Annotated in this window: 23 protein-coding genes; 16 read left to right on the top strand and 7 right to left on the bottom strand. The window is 67.6% G+C overall.

Translation table 11 applies throughout. The features are described 5' to 3' along the window. Positions 1 to 10: 10 nt before the first annotated feature. From DES47_RS17920 to DES47_RS17910, 3 genes are all read left to right on the top strand, one after another. The gene (locus tag DES47_RS17920; RefSeq protein ID WP_133702079.1) at positions 11 to 2095 is read left to right on the top strand and encodes an AsmA family protein; all 2085 of its coding nucleotides are present in this window, start codon (positions 11 to 13) and stop codon (positions 2093 to 2095) included. A 143-nt stretch (positions 2096 to 2238) separates the two neighbouring features. Next, positions 2239 to 2784: a hypothetical protein gene (locus DES47_RS17915; protein WP_133702078.1), complete on the top strand. Its 546-nt coding sequence runs from the start codon at positions 2239 to 2241 to the stop codon at positions 2782 to 2784. A gap of 24 nt (positions 2785 to 2808) precedes the next feature. Beyond that, positions 2809 to 3288 (top strand): BON domain-containing protein, encoded by a 480-nt coding sequence (locus tag DES47_RS17910; RefSeq protein ID WP_133702077.1) that lies wholly within the window; start codon positions 2809 to 2811, stop codon positions 3286 to 3288. A gap of 36 nt (positions 3289 to 3324) precedes the next feature. On the opposite strand, the gene DES47_RS17905 is transcribed toward DES47_RS17910, so the two are convergent. Then, a complete protein-coding gene (locus tag DES47_RS17905; RefSeq protein WP_133702076.1) occupies positions 3325 to 3711 on the bottom strand; it encodes a RidA family protein in 387 nt (128 codons plus the stop codon). Between the two features lie 153 nt (positions 3712 to 3864). Between DES47_RS17905 and DES47_RS17900 the strand changes: the two genes are divergently transcribed. The 9 genes from DES47_RS17900 to DES47_RS17860 are packed head-to-tail and all read left to right on the top strand — an operon-like array spanning position 3865 to position 13690. Next, entirely contained in the window at positions 3865 to 5418 is a 1554-nt protein-coding gene (locus DES47_RS17900) for an ABC transporter substrate-binding protein (protein WP_133702075.1), read from the top strand. Positions 5419 to 5432: 14 nt separating this feature from the next. After that, complete coding sequence (locus tag DES47_RS17895; RefSeq protein WP_133702074.1) at positions 5433 to 6374, top strand: ABC transporter permease; 942 nt, start codon at positions 5433 to 5435, stop codon at positions 6372 to 6374. After that, complete coding sequence (locus DES47_RS17890; RefSeq protein ID WP_425057450.1) at positions 6374 to 7207, top strand: ABC transporter permease; 834 nt, start codon at positions 6374 to 6376, stop codon at positions 7205 to 7207. Before DES47_RS17895 ends, DES47_RS17890 begins: the two co-directional genes overlap by 1 nt. Further along, the gene (locus tag DES47_RS17885; RefSeq protein WP_425057449.1) at positions 7207 to 8232 is read left to right on the top strand and encodes an ABC transporter ATP-binding protein; all 1026 of its coding nucleotides are present in this window, start codon (positions 7207 to 7209) and stop codon (positions 8230 to 8232) included. Before DES47_RS17890 ends, DES47_RS17885 begins: the two co-directional genes overlap by 1 nt. After that, the gene (locus DES47_RS17880; RefSeq protein WP_133702073.1) at positions 8229 to 9206 is read left to right on the top strand and encodes an ABC transporter ATP-binding protein; all 978 of its coding nucleotides are present in this window, start codon (positions 8229 to 8231) and stop codon (positions 9204 to 9206) included. Before DES47_RS17885 ends, DES47_RS17880 begins: the two co-directional genes overlap by 4 nt. Then, the gene (locus DES47_RS17875) at positions 9203 to 10465 is read left to right on the top strand and encodes an amino acid deaminase (protein ID WP_133702072.1); all 1263 of its coding nucleotides are present in this window, start codon (positions 9203 to 9205) and stop codon (positions 10463 to 10465) included. Before DES47_RS17880 ends, DES47_RS17875 begins: the two co-directional genes overlap by 4 nt. 7 nt (positions 10466 to 10472) lie before the next feature. Next, positions 10473 to 11369: a MurR/RpiR family transcriptional regulator gene (locus DES47_RS17870; RefSeq protein ID WP_133702071.1), complete on the top strand. Its 897-nt coding sequence runs from the start codon at positions 10473 to 10475 to the stop codon at positions 11367 to 11369. After that, the gene (locus tag DES47_RS17865) at positions 11369 to 12808 is read left to right on the top strand and encodes an N-acyl-D-amino-acid deacylase family protein (protein ID WP_133702070.1); all 1440 of its coding nucleotides are present in this window, start codon (positions 11369 to 11371) and stop codon (positions 12806 to 12808) included. Before DES47_RS17870 ends, DES47_RS17865 begins: the two co-directional genes overlap by 1 nt. Positions 12809 to 12868: 60 nt before the next feature. Next, on the top strand, positions 12869 to 13690 hold the full coding sequence (locus DES47_RS17860; protein ID WP_243748360.1) for a ProQ/FINO family protein: 822 nt from the start codon (positions 12869 to 12871) through the stop codon (positions 13688 to 13690). Positions 13691 to 13755: 65 nt separating this feature from the next. On the opposite strand, the gene DES47_RS17855 is transcribed toward DES47_RS17860, so the two are convergent. Together DES47_RS17855 and DES47_RS17850 are read right to left on the bottom strand one after the other, a co-directional pair. After that, the gene (locus DES47_RS17855) at positions 13756 to 14013 is read right to left on the bottom strand and encodes a hypothetical protein (RefSeq protein WP_133702069.1); all 258 of its coding nucleotides are present in this window, start codon (positions 14011 to 14013) and stop codon (positions 13756 to 13758) included. Between the two features lie 180 nt (positions 14014 to 14193). After that, the gene (locus DES47_RS17850) at positions 14194 to 14475 is read right to left on the bottom strand and encodes a hypothetical protein (RefSeq protein ID WP_133702068.1); all 282 of its coding nucleotides are present in this window, start codon (positions 14473 to 14475) and stop codon (positions 14194 to 14196) included. A 116-nt stretch (positions 14476 to 14591) separates the two neighbouring features. On the opposite strand from DES47_RS17850, the gene DES47_RS17845 reads away from it, so the two are divergent. Together DES47_RS17845 and acnA are read left to right on the top strand one after the other, a co-directional pair. Further along, positions 14592 to 15050 (top strand): DoxX family protein, encoded by a 459-nt coding sequence (locus DES47_RS17845; protein WP_133702067.1) that lies wholly within the window; start codon positions 14592 to 14594, stop codon positions 15048 to 15050. A gap of 81 nt (positions 15051 to 15131) precedes the next feature. Further along, positions 15132 to 17879 carry an aconitate hydratase AcnA gene (acnA, locus tag DES47_RS17840; protein WP_133702066.1) on the top strand — a complete coding sequence of 916 codons (2748 nt, stop codon included), beginning with the start codon at positions 15132 to 15134 and terminating at the stop codon, positions 17877 to 17879. 125 nt (positions 17880 to 18004) lie between these two features. Here acnA and exaC read toward each other — a convergent pair whose 3' ends face one another. After that, positions 18005 to 19525: an acetaldehyde dehydrogenase ExaC gene (gene exaC / locus DES47_RS17835; RefSeq protein WP_133702065.1), complete on the bottom strand. Its 1521-nt coding sequence runs from the start codon at positions 19523 to 19525 to the stop codon at positions 18005 to 18007. A 274-nt stretch (positions 19526 to 19799) separates the two neighbouring features. Between exaC and DES47_RS17830 the strand changes: the two genes are divergently transcribed. Beyond that, a complete protein-coding gene (locus DES47_RS17830; protein ID WP_133702064.1) occupies positions 19800 to 21737 on the top strand; it encodes a sigma-54-dependent Fis family transcriptional regulator in 1938 nt (645 codons plus the stop codon). Between the two features lie 5 nt (positions 21738 to 21742). Here the strand turns inward: DES47_RS17830 and DES47_RS17825 are convergent, their stop codons facing one another. The 3 genes from DES47_RS17825 to DES47_RS17815 all read right to left on the bottom strand — a co-directional run bounded on the left by DES47_RS17825 (position 21743) and on the right by DES47_RS17815 (position 24213). Next, positions 21743 to 22450, bottom strand: a complete 708-nt coding sequence (locus DES47_RS17825; RefSeq protein ID WP_133702063.1) for a riboflavin synthase subunit alpha — start codon at positions 22448 to 22450, stop codon at positions 21743 to 21745. A 37-nt stretch (positions 22451 to 22487) separates the two neighbouring features. Next, positions 22488 to 23690, bottom strand: coding sequence for an ammonium transporter (locus DES47_RS17820; RefSeq protein ID WP_133702062.1), 1203 nt, complete (start codon positions 23688 to 23690; stop codon positions 22488 to 22490). 166 nt (positions 23691 to 23856) lie between these two features. Further along, positions 23857 to 24213, bottom strand: coding sequence for an ArsC family reductase (locus DES47_RS17815; RefSeq protein WP_133702061.1), 357 nt, complete (start codon positions 24211 to 24213; stop codon positions 23857 to 23859). Between the two features lie 112 nt (positions 24214 to 24325). Here DES47_RS17815 and DES47_RS17810 point away from each other — a divergent pair, with 112 nt between their 5' ends. Continuing rightward, the gene (locus DES47_RS17810; protein WP_133702060.1) at positions 24326 to 25063 is read left to right on the top strand and encodes a leucyl/phenylalanyl-tRNA--protein transferase; all 738 of its coding nucleotides are present in this window, start codon (positions 24326 to 24328) and stop codon (positions 25061 to 25063) included. The last annotated feature ends 4 nt before the right edge of the window (positions 25064 to 25067 follow it).

The following is a 25067-nucleotide window of genomic DNA, read 5'->3' as shown; positions in this document are numbered from 1 at the left end:
TCGCCACGCCATGACCTCCGCAGCCGCATTCCCGCCCCGCTCAGCACGCCGGGCCCTGGCTGTCACCGCCGGCCTGTTATTGCTGCTCGCCGGTCTGTTCACCATTGGCGAGCTGATGGCCTGGCCCTGGCTGGCCGAGCCGCTCGAGCAGCGCCTGAGCCAGCGCCTGCAGCGTGAGGTGAAGCTGAATGCCAACGGCACGCGCCAGGGCCTGCGCATCCATCTGCTGGGCGGCGTGCGCGTGGAGAGCGACCATCTGTGGGTGGCGGGCCCGAGCTGGAATGCCGAACGCCCGACGCTGCGCGCCAGCGGCGTGCAGATGAGCCTGCGCTACAGCGATCTGTGGGCGCTGCGCCAGGGCGCGCCGCTGCGCATCAAGTCACTGGTGGCCGAGCAGCTGAATGCCGCGCTGGAGCGCCGCGCCGATGGCCGGGCCAGCTGGGATTTCGGCACCGATGCCGACCCTGTCGCCGGCCAGCCCATGGGCGGTCTGGCGCTGGAGCGACTGGAGGTCAAACGCGGCGAGATCGGCGTACTGGACGACCCGCTGGCGCTGGACGCCTTCATCAGCTTTGCGCTGCTGGATGGGGTCGCCATGCCAGCGACGGCGGCATCGGCATCCGCGTCAGCGCCCACAACAATGCCCAGCCAGGGCCTGCAGGCGAGGGCCAGCGGCCGCTACCGTGGCAACCCGCTGACCGCCAGCCTGCAATCGAGCGCCCCGCTGGCCTGGATCAGCGGCGGGGACGATGGCCCCTCGATCGACGTGCGCCTGCAAGCCCATTCGGGCCAGGCGCGGCTGAGTTTTGTCGGACAGCTGCGCGATCTGCTGGGTCTGCAGGGCCTGCGCGGCCACTATGTGATCGACGGGCCGTCGCTGGCCGCACTGGGCAAACCGCTGGGCCTGACCCTGCCGACCACGGCACGCTTTCGCGCGCAGGGCCGGCTGGTTCATGAACAGACCCGCTGGACGACGGAGCTGACCCGCCTGACGGTGGGGCAGAGCGATCTGCGCGGCAGCTTCGTCTATGACACCCGGCCCGCGCGCCCGCTGCTCACCGGGCAGTTGGCCGGCAAGAATCTGGCCATCCAGGATCTCGGGCCGGCCGTGGGCCTCAACCCGGCAGATGCCGCCGAACCACCCCGCGCAGGAGGCAAGCTGTTGCCCGACCGGCGCTTCGACCTGCCGGCACTGCGCACCATGGACGCCGACATCGCCGTCAAGCTGGACCGCGTCAGCCTGGGCGCGGCCTTTGCCGAAGCCATCGTGCCCCTGAACGCCCGCCTGCTGCTCAGCGATGGGGTGCTGACCCTGCAAGACATCGCCGCACGCACGGCCAAGGGCAGCATAGGCGGCCGGTTGATGCTGGACGGCCGCGCCGACATCGCCCTGTGGCAGGCTGCGCTGCAATGGTCCGGCCTGACCCTGGAGCAGTGGATACGCCAGCCGCGCAGCGCAGCGGGGGCTCCACCCTTTGTCAGCGGGCGCCTGGGCGGACGACTGAAGCTCGACGGCACCGGCCGTTCCAGCGCCGAGATGCTGGGCAGCGCCAGCGGCAATGCGCTGGTCTACTGGACCGAGGGCAGCCTGTCGCACCTGATCGTCGAGCAGGCCGGCATAGACCTGGCGCAGACGCTGGGGGTGCTGATACGCGGCGACCGCCCTCTGCCGGTGAGTTGCGGCGCCGCCGATCTGCGCTTGACCAAGGGCCAGGTCGTGCCCAAGGTGATGCTGGTGGACACCAGCGACTCGACGATCTGGGTTGACGGCTCGATGTCGCTGGCCACCGAACAGCTGGCACTGCGCCTGCGCGTCTCGCCCAAGGACTTCAGCCCCTTGACCCTGCGCACGCCGGTGCTGGTGGGCGGCACCCTGGCCGAGCCCAAGCTCTCGCTGGAGTCCGGCCCGCTGATGCGCAAGTTGCTGCCGGCAGCCCTGCTGGCGCTGATCAACCCGCTGGCCGCCATCCTGCCGCTACTCGACCAGGGCGGCGACGAGGACAGCAAGAGGACCGTGGCCGCCTGCCAGGCACTGATGCAGCGCGCCGCGCGCGTGGCCGGGCCATCCACCAGGCCGACCAAGCCGGCGCTGTAGGACATGGGCTACGTGACAACGCGCCCTCGTCTGCTGTAAGCGCCCCCACCATGTTCGCATACTGAATCCATGGCCTGCACCGTTGAATGAGCGGCATGCCAGACCAAGCCTTTCCATTTCTCAACAACCCCACGGAGTCATCCATGCAAACCACACTCAAGACCACCCTGATCGCCGCCGCCCTGCTGAGCTCCTCGCTGGCTTTCTCGGCCACCATGAGCAAGGCCGACCACAGCGCCGCCAAGGACCGTATCAGCGTCGACTACAAGGCCGCCAAGAAGGCCTGTGACACCAATTCCGGCAACGCCAAGGACATCTGCGTCGAGCAGGCCAAGGGCGTGGAGAAGGTTGCGCTGGCCGATCTGCAGTTTCAGTTCAGCGGCAAGTCGGCCGATGCCACCAAGCTGGCCATTGCCAAGTCCGATGCCGCCTATGCCGTGGCCAAGGAAATGTGCGACGACAAGGCCGGCAATGACAAGGACGTCTGCGTCAAGGAAGCCAAGGCTGCTCACACCAAGGGCGTCACAGATGCCAAGATGAGCAAGGAAATCCACGCCGCCGTGGTCGATGCCAACGAGACCAAGCGCAACGCCGACTACAAGGTTGCCGCCGAGAAGTGCGATGCGCTGGCCGGCGACGCCAAGACCGGCTGTGTCAACACCGCCAAGGCCAAATTCGGCCAGAAGTAAGCCCAGCGCTGCAAGGAGCACATCATGATCAAGACCCACACTTCGATGAAAATGCTGAGCCTTGCGGCCCTGATGGCCTTGGGCTTGAGTGCCTGCGGCGCCAAGGATGACGAGCGTACCGCCGGCCAGAAGCTGGACGGCGCGATCGCCACCGCCGAGCAGAAGTCCGAGGCCGCCAAGGCCGAGGCCAGCAAGGAGGCCGGCGAGGCCAAGCAGGCGATGAAGGAAGTCGCCCAGGACGCCAAGGCGGCCAGCAAGAAGGCCGCCGACAAGGTGACCGACGCGGTGGCCGATGCGGCGATCACCACGCGCATCAACACCGAACTGGCCCGTGATCCTCAGCTGAGCGCGCTGAAGATCAATGTGGACACTTTGCAGGGCCGGGTCGCGCTGAAGGGCAAGGCACCCAACGCCGCCGCCCGTGAGCGCGCCACCAGCCTGGCTGCTTCGGTGAGCGGCGTCTCCAGCGTCGATAACCAGCTGGCGATCGACCCCAAGACTTGACATGAAGTTCAGCCAAGCCGGCCGACGCCTCGCGCGTCAGGCCGGCTTGTACGCGACCAAGTCGATCTCGACCTTGGCGTCCACCATCAGGCGCGCCTCGGTGGTCGAACGGGCCGGCTTGTTGCCGGGGAACTGCTCCAGATAGACGCGGTTGAAGGCGCCGAAATCGCGCGCATCGTCCAGCCACACCGTGGCCTTGCAGACGTCATCCAGCGTGCACCCGGCCAGCGCCAACACCTTCTTGAGATTGACGAACACCTGGCGCGTCTGCGCCTCGATGCCACCGGCCACAATTTCACCGGCCTCGTTGGCGGGCACCTGGCCCGAGACATAGACGAAGTCGCCGGCGCGCACGGCAGGCGAGAACGGCCGCACCTGGCGGTCGGAGGCGAGGGGCGGATTGCCCAGAAATTCGAGCGGCATGTTGAGGCTCCTGTTGATCAGGCATTGATTGTCGCTTTTGTGAAATTACATTTCAATCAAAACCCATATACTGCGGGTTTACCCGATTGTTTGGCGAATTCTGCGGGAATATCGTGCCGTCATTGAAATTTCATTTCAAAACGGAGATTCCCCATGCGCCCTCTCACCCCCTCACGCCGCCGCCTGTTGACGCTCACGGCGCTGGCCTCCAGCCTGATATGGACGGCGCCCGGCGCGCTGGCCCAGGCGCCCAAGTCGGCGCTGAACCTGGCCATGGTCGGCGAGCCGCAGACGCTGGACCCGATGGCCTCCACCGCCGATCTGGTGGGCACCATCATGCAGCACGTCTACGAGCCGCTGTACACCTTCGACGCCAAATGGGCGATCGCGCCGCTGCTGGCTGAAGGCATGCCGGTGATCTCCAAGGACGGCCTGCGCTACACCATCGCCCTGCGCAAGGGCGTGATGCTGCACAGCGGCCGAGAGCTCCATGCAGACGATGTGGTCGCCAGCCTGAAGCGCTGGATGGAGATGGCGCCGCGCGGCAAGGCGGTGGCCGCCGAGGTGGCCTCGCTGACGGCCAAGGGCACGCATGGCGTCGAGATCGTGCTCAAGCAGCCCTATGCCCCGCTCTTGCCCCAGCTGGCCCTGCCCAGTGGCATGGCCGCCATCATGGCCAGGGAGGCCGTCGCCCAGCCGCTGACCCAGTTCATCGGCACCGGCCCCTACCGCTTCAAGGAGCGCCGCCCGGACCAGTACGTGCTCTTGACCCGCTTCGAGCAATACGCCCCGCGCAAGGAAGCCGCCAGCGGCTATGCGGGCAGGCGCGAGGCCCTGGTCGAGGAGCTGCGCTTCATGCCGGTGCCCAATGCCAACACCCGCGTCGAGGGCGCGCTGGCCGGCCAGTTCCACTATGCCGACCTGCTGCCGATCGAGGCCCTGCCGCGACTCGAAAAGGCCACCGCCAAGACCGTGCCGGTGATGACCCAGGCCTTCGGCTTCCCCTACCTGGTGCTGAACACCAAGGAGGGCGTGCTGGCCTCGACGCCGCTGCGCCGCGCGCTGCAGATGGCCATCGGCGAGGGCGAGATGCTGGCCGCCGGCTTTGGCGACACCCGCTTCTTCAGCGTCGAGGGCAATCACTTCCCCAAGGGCACGCCGTTCTACTCCGATGCCGGCACAGCCGCCTACAACCAGCGCAATGCCGTGCAGGCCAAGACCGCGGCCGAGAAAGCCGGCTACAAAGGCGAGGCGGTGCGCGTGCTGACCAGCCGCCAGTACGACTTCCACTACAACATGGCCCTGCTGATGGCCGAACAGCTCAAGCGCGCCGGCTTCAAGGTCGATCTGAACGTGGTCGATTGGGCGACGCTGGTGCAGCGCCGCAACGACGCCAAGCTGTGGGACATCTACATCACCCATTCGCCGCAGTTCCCCGAACCGATGCTGTCGCCGCCGCAGCTCGGCGAAGGCGCGCCGGGCTGGTGGAGCACGCCGGCCAAGCAGGCCGCCCTGGCCGCGCTGAATGCCGAGACCAATGCCGCCAAGCGCGCCACGCTATGGGGCAAGGTCCAGGCCCTGGTCTATGACGAGGTGCCCTATATCGTTGTCGGCAAGTTCAGCAGCCTGTCGGCACGGGCGCCGGGTCTGGACGGCTACCAGCCGGCCACCTGGCCCTTCTTCTGGAACGTCAAGCTCAAGCCCTGAACGGAGCCGCCACCGTGATGCGCTATCTCGCCTCGCGCCTGGCCGGCATGCTGCTGGTGCTGGCCATCGTCGCCGTGCTGGTGTTCGTGCTGACGCGCGCCGCCTCCGGTGACCCGATCTCGGTGCTGCTCGGTGACCAGGCCACCGCCGCCGACATCGCCCGCGTGCAGACCCAGTACGGGCTGGACCGACCGCTGCCGGTGCAGTTCCTCTACTGGCTGAAAGAACTCGCTCAGGGCAATCTGGGCGATTCGATCTTTCTGCAGCGCCCGGTCCTGCAGGCGCTGGCCGAGCGGGCCGAGCCGACCACCCTGCTGTCGCTGATGGCGGTGGCCATCGCCACGGTGATAGGCGTGCCCTGCGGCATCGTCGGCGCGGTGTTCCGCGGCCGCATCATCGACCAGGTCTTCACCTCGCTGGCCATGCTGGGCGCCAGCATCCCCAGCTTCTGGCTGGGCCTGGTGCTGATGCAGCTGTTCGCCGTGTCGTTGGGCTGGTTCCCGGTCTCGGGCTATGGCGATCCGGGTGCGACCCTGGCCGACCGCCTGCACTATCTGGTGCTGCCGGCCACCGTGCTGGGCCTCCTGAACTCGGCGCTGATCATCCGCTTCACCCGCGCCTCGATGCTGGACGTGCTTGGCGAGGACTATGTGCGCACGGCCCGCGCCAAGGGCCTGGGCGAGTGGCCGGTGGTCTTGAAGCATGCACTGCGCAATGCGCTGGTGCCCATCGTCACCGTGATCGGCCTGACGGTGGCGCTGATGATTGGTGGTGCCGTCGTCACCGAAACGGTGTTCGGCCTGCCCGGCGTCGGCAGCCTGGTCGTCAACGCGGTGCTGCGCCGCGACTATCCGGTCATACAGGGCGCGCTGCTGGTCATTGCCGCCATCTACGTGGTCATCAACTTCTGCGTCGACCTGCTCTATATGGCCGTCGACCCACGGGTGAAATACTGATGGGCCTGCTGCTGAAGAAACTGTTCCGCCGCCGCATCGTGCTGCTGGCCGCGCTGGTGCTGCTGACCGTGGCCCTGATCGCCATGGCCGCGCAGTGGGTCACGCCCTACGACCCCAACGACACGGCGGTGCTGGAGCGGCTGAAGGCGCCGAGTGCCGCTCACTACCTCGGCACCGACGAGCTGGGCCGGGACCTGTTCTCGCGCATTGCCTTCGGCGGCCGCTACTCGCTGGCGATTGCGGCGCTGACCGCGACAGGTGCCATCCTCGGGGGCACGCTGCTGGGCCTGGTCGCGGGCTTCTTCCGCCGCCTCGATGCGCCGCTGATGCGCATCGTCGACGCGATGATGTCGCTGCCCGACATCCTCTTGGCCATCGCCCTCGTTGCCATCCTCGGCCCCTCGCTGCTGAATGTGGTGCTGGCCCTGGTGCTGGTCTACACGCCGCGGGTTGCGCGGGTGGTGCGCGCCTCCACGCTGGTCGTGCGCGAGCTGCTCTTCGTCGAGGCGGCACGGGCGCTGGGCATTGCCACCTGGCGCATTCTGTGGCGCCACATCCTGCCCAATCTGCTGTCGCCCATCCTGGTGCAGGCCTCCTTCATCTTTGCCTACGCCATCCTGGCCGAGGCGGCACTGAGCTTTCTGGGTGTCGGCGTGCCGCCCGAGATTCCGACATGGGGCACGATGGTCGCCGGCGGCCAGCAGTACGCGCATCAGTCGCTGGGCGTGGTGCTGTATCCAGGCCTGGCCATCATCCTGACCGCCCTGTCGCTGCAACTGCTGGGCGATGGCGTGCGCGATCTGCTCGACCCGCGTTTGAAGAAGTCGATGTGATGATGACGAACACCACCCCACGCCTGCAGGTGCGCCATCTCAGCACCACGTTCCACACCGACGAGGGCGCCGTGCATTCGGTGGCCGACGTCAGCTTCGACATCCTGCCCGGCCGCACCACGGCCCTGGTCGGCGAATCGGGCTCGGGCAAATCGGTCACCAGCCTGACCCTGATGCGGCTGCTGCCCCGCACGGCGCGCACCACGGTGGCAGGTTCCGCCCTGTTCGTTGATCGTTCCGGCCAGACCGTCGATCTGCTGAGCCTGCCCGAGCGCCAGATGCGTGGCGTGCGCGGCAACCAGATCGCGATGATCTTCCAGGAGCCCATGACCAGCCTGAACCCGGTCTTCACGATTGGCGAGCAGATCGCGGAGAGCGTGCGCCTGCACAGGGGTGCCAGCCATGCCGAGGCACTGGCCCGCGCCAGGCAGATGCTCGACCTGGTCGAGATCCCGGCCGCCGGCCAGCGCCTGCACGAGTACCCGCACCAGCTGTCGGGCGGCATGCGCCAGCGGGTAATGATCGCCCTGGCCATGGCCTGTGACCCGACGCTGCTGATCGCCGACGAACCGACCACCGCGCTGGACGTCACGATACAGGCGCAGATCCTCGAGCTGATGCGCAAGCTGCAGCGCGAGATGGGCACCAGCATCCTGTTCATCACCCACAACCTGGGCGTCGTTGCCCACCATGCCGACGAGGTGGCGGTAATGTATGCCGGCCGCATCGTCGAGGTAGCAAAGGTGCGTGAACTTTTCGCTGCGCCGCGGCACCCGTACACGCAGGGCCTGCTGGCCTGCCTGCCGGGCAAGCAGCCGCCGCATCGCGGCACCGGCCCGCGGCGGCTCTACGCGATCCGGGGCCAGGTCTCCAGCCCTCTGGCACCGCCACCCGGCTGCGCGTTCGCACCGCGGTGCGACAAGGCGCTGACGCGATGCGATCAGGCCATGCCCGAGCTGCTGGCCGATGGCGCCGGCCGCCAGACACGTTGCGTGTTGACCGAAGCCACCCAGGAGGCCGCATGAGCAGCACGCAACAGCCACTGATCGAAGTCAAACAACTGAAGCGCTATTTCGGCAGCAGCGCCCGGCCGGTGCGCGCCGTCGATGATGTGTCGTTCACGATACAGCCCGGCGAGACGCTGGGCCTGGTCGGCGAGTCCGGGTCGGGCAAATCGACGATAGGCCGCACGCTGCTGCGGCTGATCGACGCCAGCAGCGGCCAGGTGCTGTACCGCGGCGAGGACCTGGGCACGACCACGTCCAAGCGCATGCGCCAGCTGCGCAGCAAGCTGCAGATCATTTTTCAGGATCCCTATGCCAGCCTGAACCCGAAGATGCGCGTGCGTGACATCCTCGGCGAGGCGCTGGCCACTCACGGCCTGGCGCAGGGCCCTGGTCAGAGCGCGGCGCGCATTGCCGAGCTGCTGGACCTGGTGGGCCTGCGGCCCGAGCATGCCAGCCGCTACCCGCATGAGTTCTCCGGCGGCCAGCGCCAGCGCATCGGCGTGGCCCGCGCACTGGCCGTGGAACCCGAGTTCATCGTCGCCGACGAGCCGCTGTCGGCACTGGACGTGTCGATACAGGCCCAGGTCGTCAACCTGCTGTGCGATCTGCGCGAGCGCCTGAGGCTGACGATGCTGTTCATCTCGCACGACCTCGATGTGGTCGAGTACCTGTGCGACCGCGTCGTCGTGCTGTATCTCGGCCGGGTGATGGAGGTGGCGAGCACGCAGGAGCTGTTCGAGCGCCCGCTGCACCCCTACACCCAAGCCCTGCTGGCCGCCTCACCCAAGCCCGACCCCGAGATCAAGACCGAGCGCATCGTCCTGAAGGGCGACATCCCGAGCCCCATCGATCCCCCGTCCGGCTGCGTGTTCCGCACCCGCTGCCCTCAGGCCGTGGCCGCCTGCGCCGATGCCCGACCCGAGCTCGAAGAAATACGCCCCGGCCGCTGGGTGGCCTGCATCCGGCGCGAACTGATGGAAACTCAGGCATGAACAACTTGATCGACCCCTTGCTGGACGCCTCGCAAAAAGGCTATCCGCACCACGCGCCGGCGCTGCGCCGCTCCGAGATTGCCGCCCAGGGCTGGAATGTGCTGAACGGCGATCTGCCGCTGCCGCTGGCCGTGGTGCGCGCCGACAGCCTGAACCACAACCTCGGCTGGATGCAAGGCTATGCCAATGACTCGGGCGTGCGCTTCGCGCCGCACGGCAAGACCACCATGTCGCCCCAGCTGTTCCAGCGCCAGCTCGACGCCGGTGCCTGGGGCTTGACCTTTGCCACGGTGGCCCAGCTGCGCATCGGCGTGCAGGCCGGCGCGCGCCGCTGCGTGATTGCCAACCAGGTGCTTGATGCCGGCGATCTGCGCGGCATCCAGGCGCTGCTGGCCACGCATGCTGATCTGCGCGTGCTGTTCCTGCTCGACTCAACGGCACAGCTGGCCCTGATCGAAGCCACCGCGCCGGCCAAGGCTTTCGAAGTGCTGCTGGAGCTCGGCACCGACGGCGGCCGCACCGGTTGCCGCAGCGCCGATGAAGCGATTGAACTGGCACGCGCTGCCCGCGCCAGCAGCGCCGTTGTACTTGTCGGCATCGAATGCTACGAAGGCCTGGGCGCCAAGGGCGACAGCGCCGCCGATGTGCCCTTCGCGCAGGCACTGATGGACCGTGTCACCGCCATCGCCCTGCAATGCGAGCAGGAGGGTCTGTTCGAGGCCGACGAGATCATCGTCTCGGCCGGCGGCTCGGCGATCTTCGATCTGGTCGTGCCGGCGCTGCGCCCTGCCCTGAATCGTCCGCTGATCGGCCTGCTGCGCTCGGGCTGCTACATCACCCACGACCATGGTTTCTACAAGCGCATGGTGTCGGTGGTGAACCAGCGCCTGGGCTGCGGCAATGGCCTGCAGGCGGCGCTGGAGGTCTGGGCCACCGTGCAGTCGCTGCCGGAGCCGGGTCTTGCCATCCTGGCCGTCGGCAAGCGCGACATCTCCTACGACCTCGACCTGCCGGTGCCTATCGCGCTGTGCGCGCTGAGCAGTCGCACACCGCAGCCCACGCCGGCCGGCTGGACGATCAGCGGCATGAACGACCAGCATGCCTATCTGCGGCTGGGCGAGCAGCCCGCCGGCCTGCAGGTCGGCGACCGCGTCGCGCTGGGCGTGTCCCACCCCTGCACCACCTTCGACAAATGGCGCTGGATGCCGGTGGTCGATGCCGACTACCGCGTCATCGACGCCCTTGTCACCTGCTTCTGAGACCACGATGACGACACCGGTGCTGAAACAGATCGCCGACCTGCTGGCCGACAGCAGCGGCACGATGGCCGCGGCGCGCCGCGAGACCCTGCAGATCGTGCTGAGCGACCCCGAGCGGGCGCTGAACGAGAGCTTCGAGGCCTTGGCCGAGCGGGCCAACACCTCGGTGCCGACCATCATGCGGGCGGTGCGCGAGCTGGGCTTTGCCGGCCTGCGCGAGTTCAAACTGGCGCTGGCACAGGAGCTGGCCGTCAGCGGCTCGCCGCTGCACCGCCGCGTGCAGCTGCATGACGACACGGCCCAGGTCGTCTCCAAGGTGATCAAGAGCGCGGCGGCGGCCGTCAACGGCGTGCAGGCCCAGCTGAGCCCGCAGGCGCTGGAGGCGGCGGCCGATGCCTTCGTCGCCGCCCAGCGGGTGGACTGCTGGTGCGTGGGCGCCACCTCCAGCTTCATGGCCGCCGACATGCAGGCCCGACTGTTCCGCATGGGCCTGGTCGCCAACGCCTATCTGGACCAGCATCTGCAGTTGGTCTCGGCCGCCACGCTGCAGGCCGGCAGCGTCGCCTTCGCGATCTCGCACGTCGGCGGCATGCCCTCGCTGCTGGAGGCCGTCGAGGTGGCCCGAGGCCAGGGCGCGACGGTGATCGCGCTGACGCAGGCCGGCACGCCGCTGGCGAAACTCGCCGACATCGTCATCGCCATCCAGGTGCCCGACGATCCGGTGATGCACGTCGGCACCGAAGCCTATCTGGCCCATCTGACGGTGCTGGAGGTGCTGACGGTGCTGATCGCCCAGCGCCTGGGCGACAGCGTCGTGCAGCGACTGGCCGATGTGCGCAAGGTCTTGTCCACCCACGGGCTGGACACGCGCCACCACCCCTTGCTGAACTGGGGCGAGTCCTGATGCGAACCCTGCTGGAAGGCGGGCTGGTGCTCGATGGCAGCGGCGCGCCGGGGTTCATCGGCGATGTGCTGCTGGCCGGAGACCGTATCGAGTTGATCGGCACCGACCTGCGCGATCAGATTGACATGAGCGGTGTCGAGGTCGTTGACTGCCGGGGCCAGGCCATTGCCCCGGGCTTCATCGACGTGCACACGCATGACGACGCGATGCTGCTCCAGCAGCCCCAGATGCGGCCCAAGATCTCGCAGGGCATCACCACGGTGATCGCAGGCAACTGCGGCATCTCGCTGCTGCCGCTGGTCACCGCCGCGCCGCAGCCGCCGCTGAATCTGCTGGGCGCGGACTCGTTCCGCCATGCCACGATGGCCGACTACCGCGCAGCCTTCGAGGCCGCCGAGCCGGCGCTGAATGTGGCACTGCTGATCGGCCATACGACCCTGCGCTTCGCAGCGATGGATGACCTCACACGGCCTGCAAGCGCAGAAGAGCTGGCAAAGATGGAAGCGCTGCTCGATGCCAGCCTGCAAGATGGCGCCATCGGCCTGTCCTCCGGCCTGTTCTATGAGCCGGCCTTTGCCGCGCCGGCCGATGAGGTGCTGGCGCTGGCCCGCGTCGTCGCCCGCCACCGCGGCGTCTACACCAGCCATCTGCGCAGCGAGATGCAGGCCATCATTGAGGCGCTGCACGAGGCCGGTGACACGGCCTTCGAGGCCGGCGTGCCGCTGGTCATCTCGCACCACAAATGCGCCGGGCCCAGCCAGTGGGGCCGCACGCGCGAGACCCTGCCGCTGATCGAGCAACTGGCCGCCCGCCAGGCGGTGGCGATGGACGTCTACCCCTACCTCGCCGGCTCCACCGTGCTGCGCGAAGATCTGGTCGATGGCGTGATCGATGTGCGCCTGACCTGGTCGGACCCGCACCCCGAGCAGGAGGGCCGGCTGCTGGCCGACATTGCCGCCGATTGGGGCATCACTCAGCAGCAAGCCTGCCGCCGCCTTCAGCCCGGCGGCGCCTGCTACTTCCAGATGCACGAGGATGACGTCGAGCGCATCGTCGCCCACCCGCTGACGATGATCGGCTCCGACGGCCTGCCGCACGACCGCCACCCGCACCCGCGGCTATGGGGCGCGTTCCCCCGCGTGCTGGCCCGCTACTGCCGCGAGCGCCAGCTGTTCCCGCTGGAAGAGGCCGTCTACAAGATGACCGGCCTGTCGGCACGCAACTTCCGCCTGCATCAGCGCGGCCAGTTGCAGCCCGGCTGGTTCGCCGACGTGGTGGTGTTCGACCCGCTGCGTGTGCAGGACCGCGCGAGCTACGAACAGCCGCTGGAGGTGTCCGAGGGCATCGCCTTCGTCTATGTCAACGGGGTGCAAAGCTATGTCGGCGCGACGCAAACCAGCACTGGCCGTGCGGGTCGCCTGCTGAAGCGTCAGCCCTGATTTCAGGTGCCACTCACAAAGTTGGCACAATCGACCCCTTTCCCGCTGATTGCCCGACCCATGTCTTCTGACGATTCCCTGCCGCCGGTTGAAGTTGTTTCGACCGACGCCGCCGAGCCCGCTGCTGAGTTTGAAGTACCGGCAGTCGTTGCCGCCGAAGTACCTGCCGAGGCCGCACCCGCCGCCGCGCCGCAAGCCGCCCAAGCGCCAGCGATGAGCCCTGCCGCCTGTGCCCAGCAGCTGAAGGCACTGTTCCCGGCGCTGTTTGCCGGCGCAGCCAAGCCCTTGAAACTGCGCATCCAGGCCGATATCCAGGAGCGTGCGCCCGGGCAGTTCAGCAAGCAGGTGCTGTCGGCCTTCTTCCGCCGCTACACCGGCAGCACCTCCTACCTGATCGCCGCCAGCAAGGCCAAGCACCGCTATGACCTGGATGGTGCCGAGGCCGGCGAGATGAGCGAAGAGCACCGCCAGATCGCCGTGCAGGAGCTGGCCCGTCGCCGCGCCAACCACGAGGCGGTGCGGGCTCAAGAGATGGCCCAGCATGCGCAGGAAGAAGAACAGCGCCGTAGCCGCTTCAATCTGCTGCGTGCCTTCGAGACCACGACCCTGACACCGGCCAACTTCTGCGCGCTCAAGGGCGTGGCGATGGAAGAGTTGGACGGCCTGTTGGCCCTGGCACGCAAGGAGGCCGAGCAACGCGCGCTGCAGGCGCCGGCACCGCATCGCAGCGGCCCGCCGGGGAACCGCGAGCAGCGTGAACCACGCGACAACCGCGGCCCCCGCGCCGAACAGCGCCCCGGCCAGCGTCCGGGCCCGCGCCCGGCAGGCCCGCGCGGCGAACCCCGGCGCGATGGCCGCCCGCCCAAGGCGGGGCCTCGATGATGTGACAAGAGCGGCCTCGGCCGCTCTTTTTCATGGTGCCTGCGGTGCTCACCGCAAATGCAGGCTCAGCAGCGCAGGGCCGCCGGTTCGCTGCGTATCAGCTTCAGCGCCTTGGTGATGGCATAGGCCAGCGCGCCTTCCGGCTCGGCCCAGCGATGGCCGCACGCCAGGCTTTCATCGCGATAGGCCTCGGCCCCCGTGTGCGTGGTTTCGCCGCGGATGCGTTTCACGACCACGGCGGCCAGATAGCCATCGCCAGAGGGTGCCTCGATCGCACCGGCATAGATCCGATAGTCACCTTCGTTACGTTCATCGAAATGCATGGAGTCATCCTTGTTCTGGCCTACCGCAGCCAGCTGGAGCGGATCTTCTGCTTTGGCGCCGCTCTGCAACATCCCCCTTCAGTATGACTCGACACCCCCAAAAGGGGGTGATCTAGCGCAGTATTTGCAATTTTTACCACATTGGTTTGAGTGGTTGACAAGCCAGCGCCTTGCTGGCGGTCACTGCATCGCCTCCTCAATCGCCGCCGTCGTGTTCTGCGCGTGCTCGGTGATCTGGTCGGGGCTCATCGCCACCACGGTCAGCGGATAGGTGCCCGAGACCACGCCGCGGTACCAGACCTCGACCCCCACCACACTGGGCGCCAGGCCCTCGACGGCGGCCACCAGGGCCTCCAGCACCGAACTCAGGCCGCTGTCGGCGTAGAGGTCTTCGGACTGATAGCTGACCCGGTAGTCATACAGCGCGATGTCATTGCCATCGATATCGATTCGAACAATCATTCCAACTCCTGCGAACAAGGGCGGGATTGTCGCGCGGAGCCAGCAGCAGCGAAAGCACTGTAAGTTTTACGGCGCCCGGCGCGACTGTCCTCCATCCAACAAAGCCAGGACGCCCCATGACCCAGCCTCTGCAAGCCCTCAACCGACTCTGGGCGCCGATAGCCCGCCTGTTCGATGCGCTGGCGCCGCTGGCCGATCTGGCCATGCGTGTCTACCTCGCCAAGGTGTTCTTCCTGTCCGGCCTGACCAAGATCCGTGACTGGGACAGCACCATCGGGCTGTTTACCGACGAATACCAGGTGCCCCTGCTGCCGCCGGCCCTGGCGGCACTCGGCGGCACGGGCGGCGAGCTGGTGCTGCCGGTGCTGTTGCTGCTGGGCCTGGCCACGCGCTTCTCGGCCGCCGGCCTGTCGGTGCTGAACGTCGTCGCCGTGCTGTCCTACTACCATGTGCTGAAGGATGCGCCGGCCGCGCTGGAGCAGCACCTGGTCTGGGGCCTGATGCTGGCCGTGATGATGGTCACCCGCCCTTCAGTCCTGACCCTGGACCATTGGTGGGCCAAGCGCCTGGCCTGACCGCTGTTGACCTTTGTCTTGCCTGTGTCAACAACGCCCTGACACAATGGCCGATCCAAGCGCAACGTCAGGAGTCCAGCCATGCCCGCCAAGCCATCAGCAAGCCCGGTAGTGCCCCACGCCTTTGCCAGCACGCTGGCCTCGTTTGCACCGGCCGCGGGGCAAAAAGGGCAGTTCTGGTCGCTGCCGCTGCTGGCCCAGCAGTTCCCGAACATCAAACGCCTGCCGGTGTCGCTGCGCATCGTCCTTGAGTCGGTGCTGCGCAATTGCGATGGCCAGAAGGTCACGGCCGAGCATGTGCAGCAGCTGGCCAATTGGGCGCCGGTGGCCGAGCGCACCGAGGAAATCCCCTTCGTCGTGGCCCGCGTGGTGCTGCAGGACTTCACCGGCGTGCCGCTGCTGGCCGATTTGGCGGCAATGCGCAATGTGGCCGCCCGCATGGGCAAGGATCCGAAGACCATCGAGCCGCTGGTGCCGGTGGATCTGGTCGTCGACCACTCGATCATGATCGACCACTTCGGCACGAAGAAGTCGCTGGACCTGAACATGAAGCTGGAATTCGAGCGCAACCGCGAGCGCTACGAATTCATGAAATGGGGCATGCAGGCCTTCGACACCTTCGGCGTCGTGCCCCCGGGCTTCGGCATCGTCCACCAGGTCAATCTGGAGTATCTGGCCCGCGGCGTGCACAAGTCGAAAGACAAAACCTATTACCCCGACACCCTGGTCGGCACCGACAGCCACACGACGATGATCAATGGCATTGGCGTGGTCGGCTGGGGCGTGGGCGGCATCGAGGCCGAGGCCGGCATGCTGGGCCAGCCGGTCTATTTCCTGACGCCCGATGTGGTGGGCTTCGAGATGACGGGCGCGCTGCGCGAGGGCGTCACCGCGACCGACCTGGTGCTGACGGTGACCGAGATCCTGCGCCGCGAGAAGGTGGTGGGCAGCTTTGTGGAGTTCTTCGGCCCCGGCGTGGCCCGCCTGAGCCTGCCGGACCGCGCGACGATTGGCAATATGGCGCCCGAGTACGGCGCGACGATGGGCTTCTTCCCGGTCGACGAGAAGACGATCGAGTACTTCGAGGGCACCGGCCGCACCAAGCGCGAGATTGAGGCCTTCGAGGCCTATTTCCGTGCGCAGGAGCTGTTCGGCATTCCGGGCACACCGCAATTCAAGGGCACCGTGGACTACACCCGCGTGGTCAGCCTCGATCTGGGCACGGTCGTGCCCTCGCTGGCCGGGCCGAAGCGCCCGCAGGACCGGATAGAGATCACGAATCTGTCGAGGCAGTTCGGCGAGTTGCTCAGCAAGCCCACCGCCGAGAATGGCTTCAACCAGCCAGCCGACGCGCTGCAGACCAGGGTCACGACAAGCAACGGCATCGAGCTGCGTCACGGCGACATCCTGATCGCTGCCATCACCTCCTGCACCAACACGTCGAATCCTGGCGTGATGCTGGCCGCCGGCCTGCTGGCCAAGAAGGCGGTCGAGGCCGGGCTCAAGGTCTCCCCCAAGATCAAGACCTCGCTGGCGCCGGGCTCGCGCATCGTCACCGAGTACCTGGAGAATGCCGGCCTGCTGCCCTATCTGGAAAAGATTGGCTTCAACGTCGCCGCCTACGGCTGCACCACCTGCATCGGCAATGCCGGCGACCTGATACCGGAGTTCAATGAGGCGATCGTCCAGCACGACCTGGTCTGCGCCGCCGTGCTGTCGGGCAACCGCAACTTCGAGGCCCGCATCCACCCGAACATCAAGGCCAATTTCCTGGCCTCGCCACCGCTGGTGGTGGCCTATGCCTTGGCCGGCAGCGTGACCCGCGATCTGATGACCGAGCCCATCGGCAAGGGCAAGGGCGGCCGCGACGTGTACCTGGGTGACATCTGGCCCAGCAGCGAGGAGGTGCACAAGCTGATGCGTTTTGCGATGCGGCCCAAGGCCTTCCGCGAGAACTACGCCCGCGTGGCCAGCAAGCCCGGCAAGCTTTGGCAGCAGATCAACAGCACCAGAGGCCAGGTCTATGACTGGCCCGTCAGCAGCTATATCGCCGAGCCGCCCTTCTTCCAGGGCTTCGACATGCAGCCCAAAGGCGGCGCGGCCCGCATCACCGGCGCCCGCCTGATGGCCCTGTTCGGCGACTCGATCACCACCGACCACATCTCCCCGGCCGGCGCGATCAAGGAGGCCTCGCCCGGCGGCCAGTACCTGCTGTCACGCGGCGTGGCCAAGGCCGACTTCAACAGCTACGGCTCGCGCCGCGGCCACCATGAGGTGATGATGCGCGGCACCTTCGCCAATGTGCGGCTGAAGAATCTGATGATCCCACCCAAGGCGGACGGCAGCCGCGAGGAAGGCGGCTACACCCTGTTCCAGCCCACCGGCGACAAGCGCTTCATCTACGACGCCGCGATGCAGTACATCGCCGATGGCACACCGACGGTGGTCTTCGGCGGCGAGGAATACGGCACCGGCTCCAGCCGCGACTGGGCCGCCAAGGGCACGCAGCTCCTGGGCATCAAGGCCGTGGTGGCGCGCAGCTTCGAGCGCATCCACCGCGCCAACCTGGTCGGCATGGGTGTGCTGCCGCTGCAGTTCCTGGGCTCCGACAGCTGGGAGACGCTGGGGTTGACCGGAAACGAGCTGATAGACATCGAGGTCGGCGACGACATCAGGCCGCAGGCCGACGCGCTGCTGCGCATCACCCGCGCCGATGGCAGCGTGAAGACCGTGACCCTGCGCCTGCGCATCGACACGGCGATCGAGGTCGAGTACTACCGCCACGGCGGCATCCTGCCGTTTGTGCTGAGGCAGTTGCTGGCGGCTTGAGGTGCTTCACGGTTGGTGGCGGCGCAGGCCCAGCCCCGCCAGCCGCCGGGCTTCAGTGCGGCGCGCCGTTCGGGGTGGCGGCGACACCGGCTCGCAATGCCACCCCGAACGCGGTCAGGCACTCATCAAAAGAACCCCAGCTTGTCCGGCGAGTAGCTGACCAGCAGGTTCTTGGTCTGCTGGTAGTGGTCCAGCATCATCTTGTGGGTCTCGCGACCGATGCCCGACTCCTTGTAGCCGCCGAAGGTCGCGTGGGCCGGATAGGCGTGGTAGCAGTTGGTCCAGACGCGGCCGGCCTGGATGCCGCGGCCGAAGCGGTAGGCGCGGCTGCCGTCGCGGGTCCAGACGCCTGCACCCAGGCCGTAGGGCGTGTCGTTGGCGATCTGCATCGCCTCGGCCTCGTCCTTGAAGGTGGTCACGGCCAGCACTGGGCCGAAGATCTCCTCGCGGAAGATGCGCATCTGGTTATTGCCCTGGAACAGCGTGGGCTGGATGTAGTAGCCGCCGGCCAGATCACCGGGCAGCTGGGCACGGTCGCCACCGATCAAGAGCTTGGCGCCCTCCTCCTTGCCCAGCGCCATATAGGTCATGATCTTGTCCATCTGCAGGGCCGAGGCCTGGGCGCCCATCATCGTCTCGGTGTCCAGCGGGCTGCCCTGCTTGATGGCGGCCACGCGCTTGAGGGCGCGCTCGATGAACTTGTCGTAAATCGATTCCTGTATCAGCGCACGCGAGGGGCAGGTGCAGACCTCGCCCTGGTTGAAGGCGAACAGCACCAGGCCCTCGATGGCCTTGTCGAGGAAGGCGTCGTCGGCCGCGGCCACATCCTCGAAGAAGATATTGGGGCTCTTGCCGCCCAGTTCCAAGGTGGCCGGAATCAGGTTGGTCGCCGCCGCCTGGGCGATCACCCGGCCGGTGGCGGTCGAGCCGGTGAAGGCGATCTTGGCAATGCGCTTGCTCTCTGCCAGCGGCATGCCGGCCTCGCGGCCGTAGCCGTTGACGATGTTCAGTACGCCCGCAGGCAGCAGGTCGGCGATCAGCTCGGCCATCACCAGGATGCTGATCGGTGTGCTCTCGGCCGGTTTGAGCACCACGCAGTTGCCCGCGCCTATGGCCGGCGCCAGCTTCCAGGCGGCCATCAGCAGCGGGAAGTTCCAGGGAATGATCTGGCCGACGACGCCCAGCGGCTCGTGGAAGTGATAGGCCACCGTGTTCTCGTCGATCTGGCTTAAAGCGCCTTCCTGCGCGCGCAGGCAGCCGGCGAAATAGCGGAAATGGTCGACGGTCAGCGGCACATCGGCGTTCAGCGTTTCGCGCATCGGCTTGCCGTTGTCCACCGTTTCGGCATAGGCGAGCTTCTCGATGTTCTGCTCCAGCCGGTCGGCAATCTTCAGCAGGATGTTGGCGCGCTCGCCGGCCGCCGTGCGGCCCCATTGCGGCGCGGCCTTGTGGGCGGCGTCCAGTGCAAGCTCGATGTCCTCGGCGCCCGAGCGGGCGGCCTGTGTGTAGGCCTTGCCGGTGATAGGCGTGATGACGTCGAAGTACTGACTCTTGACCGGGGGCACGAACTGGCCGCCGATGAAGTTGTCGTAGCGGGCCTTGAACTGGACCTTGGCCTCGGGGGTGTTCGGGTTGGCGTAAAGCATGATTTTTCTGTCTCCGGTGGGTGGTTTGTGCAGGGTTGCCCCTGCCCGCCCTTCGCACGGCCTGTGCCAGCGCGGTTCGGCCCGGAAAGCGCCATTTCCCGGGGCGAATGGGCGGCCGAGACGGCACCGCGCTGTCACGGCGCTGTACCGCGCGCAGTGCACTGTCACGAAAGAGGACAGTCAGCTGCGCTGTTTATGCTGAAGCGCTTGCGGGGCTGCGGCCCGCCCTTAAGCTGAACAGCAAAGCAGAAGCAACCGCCATCTGGAGACAACCATGGCTGCATCACCGGTGGCGGCACGCGCCACGCCCGCCTGGCTGCGCGAGGCGCGTCGAGCCCTGCTGGAGTCCGGCGCCGTCATCGACGGCCCCGGCCACCAGGGCCTCTTGCGCTCCTGGCAGCGCAGCCTGGGCTACGGCCTGCCCAGCACCGGCCGTGTGGCCGATGCGCCCCATGCCTCGGCGGCCCAGCTGCAGCGGGCCCAGGCCGCGCAGCGCGAGCTGATGAGCCATGCCCGTCCGGTGATGGAATTCCTGTTCGAGCAGACCCGCGACTCGGACAGCATGGTCATCCTGGCCGATTCGCAGGGCATGCTCTTGCAGGCGCTGGGCGATGCGCACTTCGTCAACCGTGCCGAGCGGGTCGCGCTGCGGCCCGGTGCCATCTGGCATGAGCAATGGCGCGGCACCAATGCCATCGGCACGGCGCTGGCCGAGCAGGCCGCGGTGGTCGTCCACGGCGGCGAGCACTATCTGGCGCGCAATGGCTTTCTGACCTGCACCGCCGCGCCCATCGTCGATTCGACCGGCCGGCTGCTGGGCGTGCTCGATGTCTCGGGCGACCATCGCGGCTATCACCCGCACACCTTGGGCCTGGTGCGCTCGGCGGCACGGATGATCGAGCACCGGCTGTTCGACACCCGCCACGGCGGCGGCCTGCGCCTTCGACTGCACAGCCAGGCCGAGGGCATAGGCACCCTGACCGAGATGCTGCTGGCCGTGTCGCCCGAGGGCTGGATCGTCGGCGCCAATGCCCAGGCGCTGACCCAGCTGGGCTCTTTGGGACTGCACCAGGCCGACATCGGCCAGATCATGGTGGACCGCGTGCTGGCGCTCGACGCCGACACGCTGCACGGCTGGTGTCTGCGTCCCAGCAGCGCGCCGCGCAGTCTGAAGCTCGGCGACGGCCGCGCGGTCTGGGCACGCATCGAGCCGGGCCGGCAGATGCCTGGCCGCGCGCCGCTGTCAGCCAAACCGGCAACGGTCGTCCACCGCGACGCGCTGGCCGAGCTCGACAGCGGCGATCCGCTGATGCAAGCCGCCATCACCCGCGCCCGCTGCGTGCTGGGCAAGCCCATCGCCCTGCTGCTGCAGGGCGAGACCGGTGTCGGCAAGGAGGTGTTCGCGCGCGCCGTCCACGCCAGCGGCCCACGGCGTGACGCGCCCTGGGTAGCAGTCAACTGCGCCGCGCTGCCCGAGAGCCTGATCGAGGCCGAGCTGTTCGGCTACCGCGCCGGCGCCTTCACCGGTGCCCATCGCGATGGCGCGCCCGGCCGCATCCGCGAGGCCCAGGGCGGCACGCTGTTTCTCGATGAGATCGGCGACATGCCGCTGGCCGTGCAGGGCCGGCTGCTGCGCGTGCTGCAGGAGCGCCAGGTCACGCCGCTGGGCGGCGGCAAGCCGGTGGCGGTGGACTTTGCGCTGATCTGCGCCAGCCACCGCAGGCTGCGCGACGAGATGCAGGCCGGACGCTTTCGCGAAGACCTGTACTACCGCATCAACGGCCTGATCCTGCAGCTGCCGGCGCTGCGCGAGCGCCAGGACCTGCCCGCGCTGACCGAGTCCATGCTGGCCCGCATCGCGCCCGGCCGCGGCATTGCCCTGGCTCCCGATCTGGCCCGCGCCTTCGCCGGCCATCGCTGGCCCGGCAATCTGCGCCAGCTGCACAACGCGCTGCAGACCGCCTGCGCCTTGATGGCCGATGACGAGACCGAGCTGGGCTGGGGCCATCTGCCGGATGATCTGGCGGAAGACTTGAGCGCCGACGCGCCTTCAAAAGCCGTGGCAGACACCGACGCCGATCTGCGCCTGCAGTCGGATCAGCTGATCACCCGCACGGTGCAGGCCTGCGCCGGCAATCTGTCGGAGGCGGCGCGGCGGCTGGGCATCAGCCGCAACACGCTGTATCGCAAGCTGAAGACTGCCGCCGCCTGAACCAATCAGCTGCGCGGCAGCTGCACCGGCTCCGCCAGGTCCTCGACACTCAGACCCTGCTGGGCCAGGAGCGCCTGCAGCGCGGGCAACAGGGGCCCCAGTCGCTCGTCGATGGCATCCCGCACGGTATCCACGAACACCTGCGTCTGGCGCTCGATCTCGATGTTCAGGCTCGCGCCCTCGGCCTTGTCGCCGAAGGTCGTCATGCGCAGGGTCTCGGGGATCAGCCAGACCTCGAACCAACCGGCCTTACGGTCGGCCTCGGCCACCGTCAGGCTGGCGCCGTTGATGGCTATATAGCCCTTGGCGAAGATATAGCGCATCCAGCGCTGCGGCACGGCGATGCGCAGCACATGGTTGTTCTCGGGGCGGCGGATCTCAGCGATGGTGCCCATGAAATCCACATGGCCCGACAGCGGATGGCCGCCGATCTCGGCGCCGTCGCGCGCGGCCCGTTCGACATTGAGGGGGCTGCCCTGGCCCAGCCCGGCCAAGGTGGTCAGCGACAGGCTTTGCTGCATCACGTCGAAATCGGCGCGCTCGCCCTCATGCAAGGCCGTGACGGTCAGGCAGACGCCGTCGCAGGACACGCTGGCGCCGATCTCCAGGCCGCTGCAAAAGCCCGCCGGAAACTGCAAGGTGAAGCTGCGCAGGCCGGGGCGGTCGGTGATGGCGGCCACGGAGGCCACGCCTTGAACAATGCCGGTGAACATGGACGGTCTGGATGCAAATGCGGAGAAGCCGGACAGCTTACCAGCTGACCTCGCGCTCCGGTGTCGAGCCGATCTTGTGTATGGACAGATCGGCACCCTCGAACTCCTCCTCCTGACTCAGGCGCAGGCCCACCGCCTTCTTCAGCAGGCCATAGACGACCAGCCCGCCGGCAAAGGCCCAGGCCACGCCCGCCAGCGTGCCCAGCAGTTGCGACCACAGGCTGACCCCGCCGATCCCGCCCAGCGCCGACTGGCCGAAGATGCCGCAGGCGATGCCGCCCCAGGCACCGCACAGGCCATGCAAGGGCCAGACGCCCAGCACGTCGTCGATCTTCCAGCGGTTCTGCGTCAAGGTGAACAGCTTGACGAAGATGAAACCGGCCACGCCGCCCACGACCAGCGCGCCGACCGGGTGCATCAGGTCCGAGCCGGCACAGACGGCCACCAGGCCGGCCAACGGGCCGTTGTAGGCAAAACCGGGGTCGTTGCGGCCCAGCAGCGTGGCGACCAGCGTGCCGCCGACCATGGCCATCAGCGAATTGACGGCCACCAGGCCGCTGAGCTTGTCCAGCGTCTGCGCGCTCATCACATTGAAGCCGAACCAGCCCACCGCCAGCACCCAGGCGCCCAGGGCCAGAAAGGGGATGCTGGACGGTGGATGGGCGCTGATGGCGCCATCCTTGCGGTAGCGGTTCAACCGCGGGCCCAGCAGCAGCACGGCGGCCAGGCCTATCCAGCCGCCCACGGCGTGGACGACGACACTGCCGGCGAAATCATGGAACTCGGCGCCGAACCGCGCCTTCAGCCAGGGCTGGAAGCCGAAGGCCTGGTTCCAGGCCAGGCCCTCGAAGACCGGATAGATCAGGCCGACGATCACCGCCGTGGCCGCCAGCTGCGGGCCGAAGCGGGCCCGCTCGGCAATACCGCCGGAGACGATGGCCGGAATCGCCGCCGCAAAGGTCAGCAGGAAGAAGAACTTGACCAGCTCGTAGCCGTTCTTTGCCGCCAGCGTCTCGGCGCCGGTGAAGAAGTGTGTGCCGTAGGCCACCGTGTAGCCGATCAGAAAGTAGGCGACGGTGGACACGGCGAAGTCCACCAGGATCTTGACCAGGGCATTGACCTGGTTCTTCTTGCGCACCGTGCCCAGTTCCAGAAAGGCAAAGCCCGCATGCATGGCCAGCACCATGATGGCGCCGAGCAAGATAAAGAGCGCGTCAGCGCCCTGCTTGAAGTTCTCCACGACCGTCCTTTGCTTTTGCGGCGCACCGGCATGAGGCCGGCGCGCACCAGAACAGCAAGAACAGTGCCCAACACGGGGCGGTGAAACGGCAGGTGCGCGCACCGCCATGCGGCGCAACGCGCGCTGTTGGTGCGTCAAGCGCACCAATATGGCGATGCCGGCCGACTCAGGCCCGCGGACGATGGTTGGTGAACAGCTCGTCCGAGAAGCCCACGCTCAGGCGCTCGTCGGACCAGTGCACCAGCGGCCGCTTGATCACGCTGGGCTGGGCCTGCATCAGCGCGGCGGCGCTGGCCTCATCGACCACCGCCTCGCGCGTGGCCTCGTCGAGCTTGCGCCAGGTCGTGCCGGCGCGGTTGACCAGGCGCTCCCAGCCCAGTTCGGCCATCCAGCGGGGCAGCTCGGCGGCCGGCACGCCGGCCTTCTTGTAGTCATGGAATTCATAGGGCAGGCCCTGCTGGTCCAGCCACTGGCGGGCGCGCTTGACGGTGTCGCAATTCGGAATGCCGTAGAGCTTGATCATGGTGAAGGTAGGAGCAGAAGTCGCTGATGAACGGATTGTCATGCTGCGCCCAATGCCCGGGCGATGGCAAGCCTTAACATTGCGCACACTCAAGGCTGATCTCACCCGCTCCATGGTTCCCTGGCTGCAAGACCCGCAAGAGCCCTTTCCGCCCACGGCCAAGGCGCTGGGACAGGACTCCGACGCGCCGGGCCTGCTGGCCGCCGGAGGCGAGCTGACCCTGTGGCGGCTGCGCGAAGCCTATTCGCGTGGCATCTTCCCCTGGTATGGGCCGGGCCAGCCGGTGCTGTGGTGGAGCCCCGACCCCCGCATGGTGCTGCAGACGGCGCATTTCAAGCTGTCGCGCTCGCTGCGCAAGACGGTGGCCCGCTTTGCCCGCACGCCAGGCTGCGAGATCCGCGTCGATCGCGACCCCGCCGACACCATGCGCTGCTGCGCCGGCGCCCAGCGTGAGGGCCAGAACGGCACCTGGATCGTGCCCGAGATGCTGGAGGCCTATACCGGCTGGAACTGCGTGCACGGCATCGAGACCTGGGTCGACGGCGAATTGGCCGGTGGCCTGTACGGCATCTCGCTGGGCCGCATGTTCTTCGGCGAGTCGATGTTCAGCCGCCGCAGCGACGGCTCGAAGATCGCGCTCGCGGCGCTGATCTGCCTGTGCCGCGAGATGAGCATCAGCTGGATCGACTGCCAGCAGAACACCAAGCACCTGGCGTCGATGGGCGCCTTCGAGGTCACGCGCGATGCGTTCGAGCGGCATCTGGCCGAATCCGTGCCGCAGCCGGCGCCTCAGCACTGGGCCTTCGAACCGAGCTTGTGGCAGCATCTGGGCCTGAAGTCCTCCGATTGAGCCC

Source organism: Roseateles toxinivorans (assembly GCF_004362525.1).
In the GTDB taxonomy this organism is placed as follows: Bacteria; Pseudomonadota; Gammaproteobacteria; order Burkholderiales; family Burkholderiaceae_C; genus Paucibacter; species Paucibacter toxinivorans.
This window is presented reverse-complemented; position numbering and strand designations above follow the sequence as displayed.

Bases quoted from the DNA above. Each gene is read 5' to 3' on its own strand.
- DES47_RS17920 (WP_133702079.1), top strand. From the start codon at position 11: ATGACCTCCGCAGCCGCATTCCCGCCCCGCTCAGCACGCCGGGCCCTG.
- DES47_RS17915 (WP_133702078.1), top strand. From the start codon at position 2,239: ATGCAAACCACACTCAAGACCACCCTGATCGCCGCCGCCCTGCTGAGC.
- DES47_RS17910 (WP_133702077.1), top strand. From the start codon at position 2,809: ATGATCAAGACCCACACTTCGATGAAAATGCTGAGCCTTGCGGCCCTG.
- DES47_RS17905 (WP_133702076.1), bottom strand. From the start codon at position 3,711: ATGCCGCTCGAATTTCTGGGCAATCCGCCCCTCGCCTCCGACCGCCAG.
- DES47_RS17900 (WP_133702075.1), top strand. From the start codon at position 3,865: ATGCGCCCTCTCACCCCCTCACGCCGCCGCCTGTTGACGCTCACGGCG.
- DES47_RS17890 (WP_425057450.1), top strand. From the start codon at position 6,374: ATGGGCCTGCTGCTGAAGAAACTGTTCCGCCGCCGCATCGTGCTGCTG.
- DES47_RS17885 (WP_425057449.1), top strand. From the start codon at position 7,207: ATGATGACGAACACCACCCCACGCCTGCAGGTGCGCCATCTCAGCACC.
- DES47_RS17880 (WP_133702073.1), top strand. From the start codon at position 8,229: ATGAGCAGCACGCAACAGCCACTGATCGAAGTCAAACAACTGAAGCGC.
- DES47_RS17875 (WP_133702072.1), top strand. From the start codon at position 9,203: ATGAACAACTTGATCGACCCCTTGCTGGACGCCTCGCAAAAAGGCTAT.
- DES47_RS17870 (WP_133702071.1), top strand. From the start codon at position 10,473: ATGACGACACCGGTGCTGAAACAGATCGCCGACCTGCTGGCCGACAGC.
- DES47_RS17865 (WP_133702070.1), top strand. From the start codon at position 11,369: ATGCGAACCCTGCTGGAAGGCGGGCTGGTGCTCGATGGCAGCGGCGCG.
- DES47_RS17860 (WP_243748360.1), top strand. From the start codon at position 12,869: ATGTCTTCTGACGATTCCCTGCCGCCGGTTGAAGTTGTTTCGACCGAC.
- DES47_RS17855 (WP_133702069.1), bottom strand. From the start codon at position 14,013: ATGCATTTCGATGAACGTAACGAAGGTGACTATCGGATCTATGCCGGT.
- DES47_RS17850 (WP_133702068.1), bottom strand. From the start codon at position 14,475: ATGATTGTTCGAATCGATATCGATGGCAATGACATCGCGCTGTATGAC.
- DES47_RS17845 (WP_133702067.1), top strand. From the start codon at position 14,592: ATGACCCAGCCTCTGCAAGCCCTCAACCGACTCTGGGCGCCGATAGCC.
- acnA (WP_133702066.1), top strand. From the start codon at position 15,132: ATGCCCGCCAAGCCATCAGCAAGCCCGGTAGTGCCCCACGCCTTTGCC.
- exaC (WP_133702065.1), bottom strand. From the start codon at position 19,525: ATGCTTTACGCCAACCCGAACACCCCCGAGGCCAAGGTCCAGTTCAAG.
- DES47_RS17830 (WP_133702064.1), top strand. From the start codon at position 19,800: ATGGCTGCATCACCGGTGGCGGCACGCGCCACGCCCGCCTGGCTGCGC.
- DES47_RS17825 (WP_133702063.1), bottom strand. From the start codon at position 22,450: ATGTTCACCGGCATTGTTCAAGGCGTGGCCTCCGTGGCCGCCATCACC.
- DES47_RS17815 (WP_133702061.1), bottom strand. From the start codon at position 24,213: ATGATCAAGCTCTACGGCATTCCGAATTGCGACACCGTCAAGCGCGCC.
- DES47_RS17810 (WP_133702060.1), top strand. From the start codon at position 24,326: ATGGTTCCCTGGCTGCAAGACCCGCAAGAGCCCTTTCCGCCCACGGCC.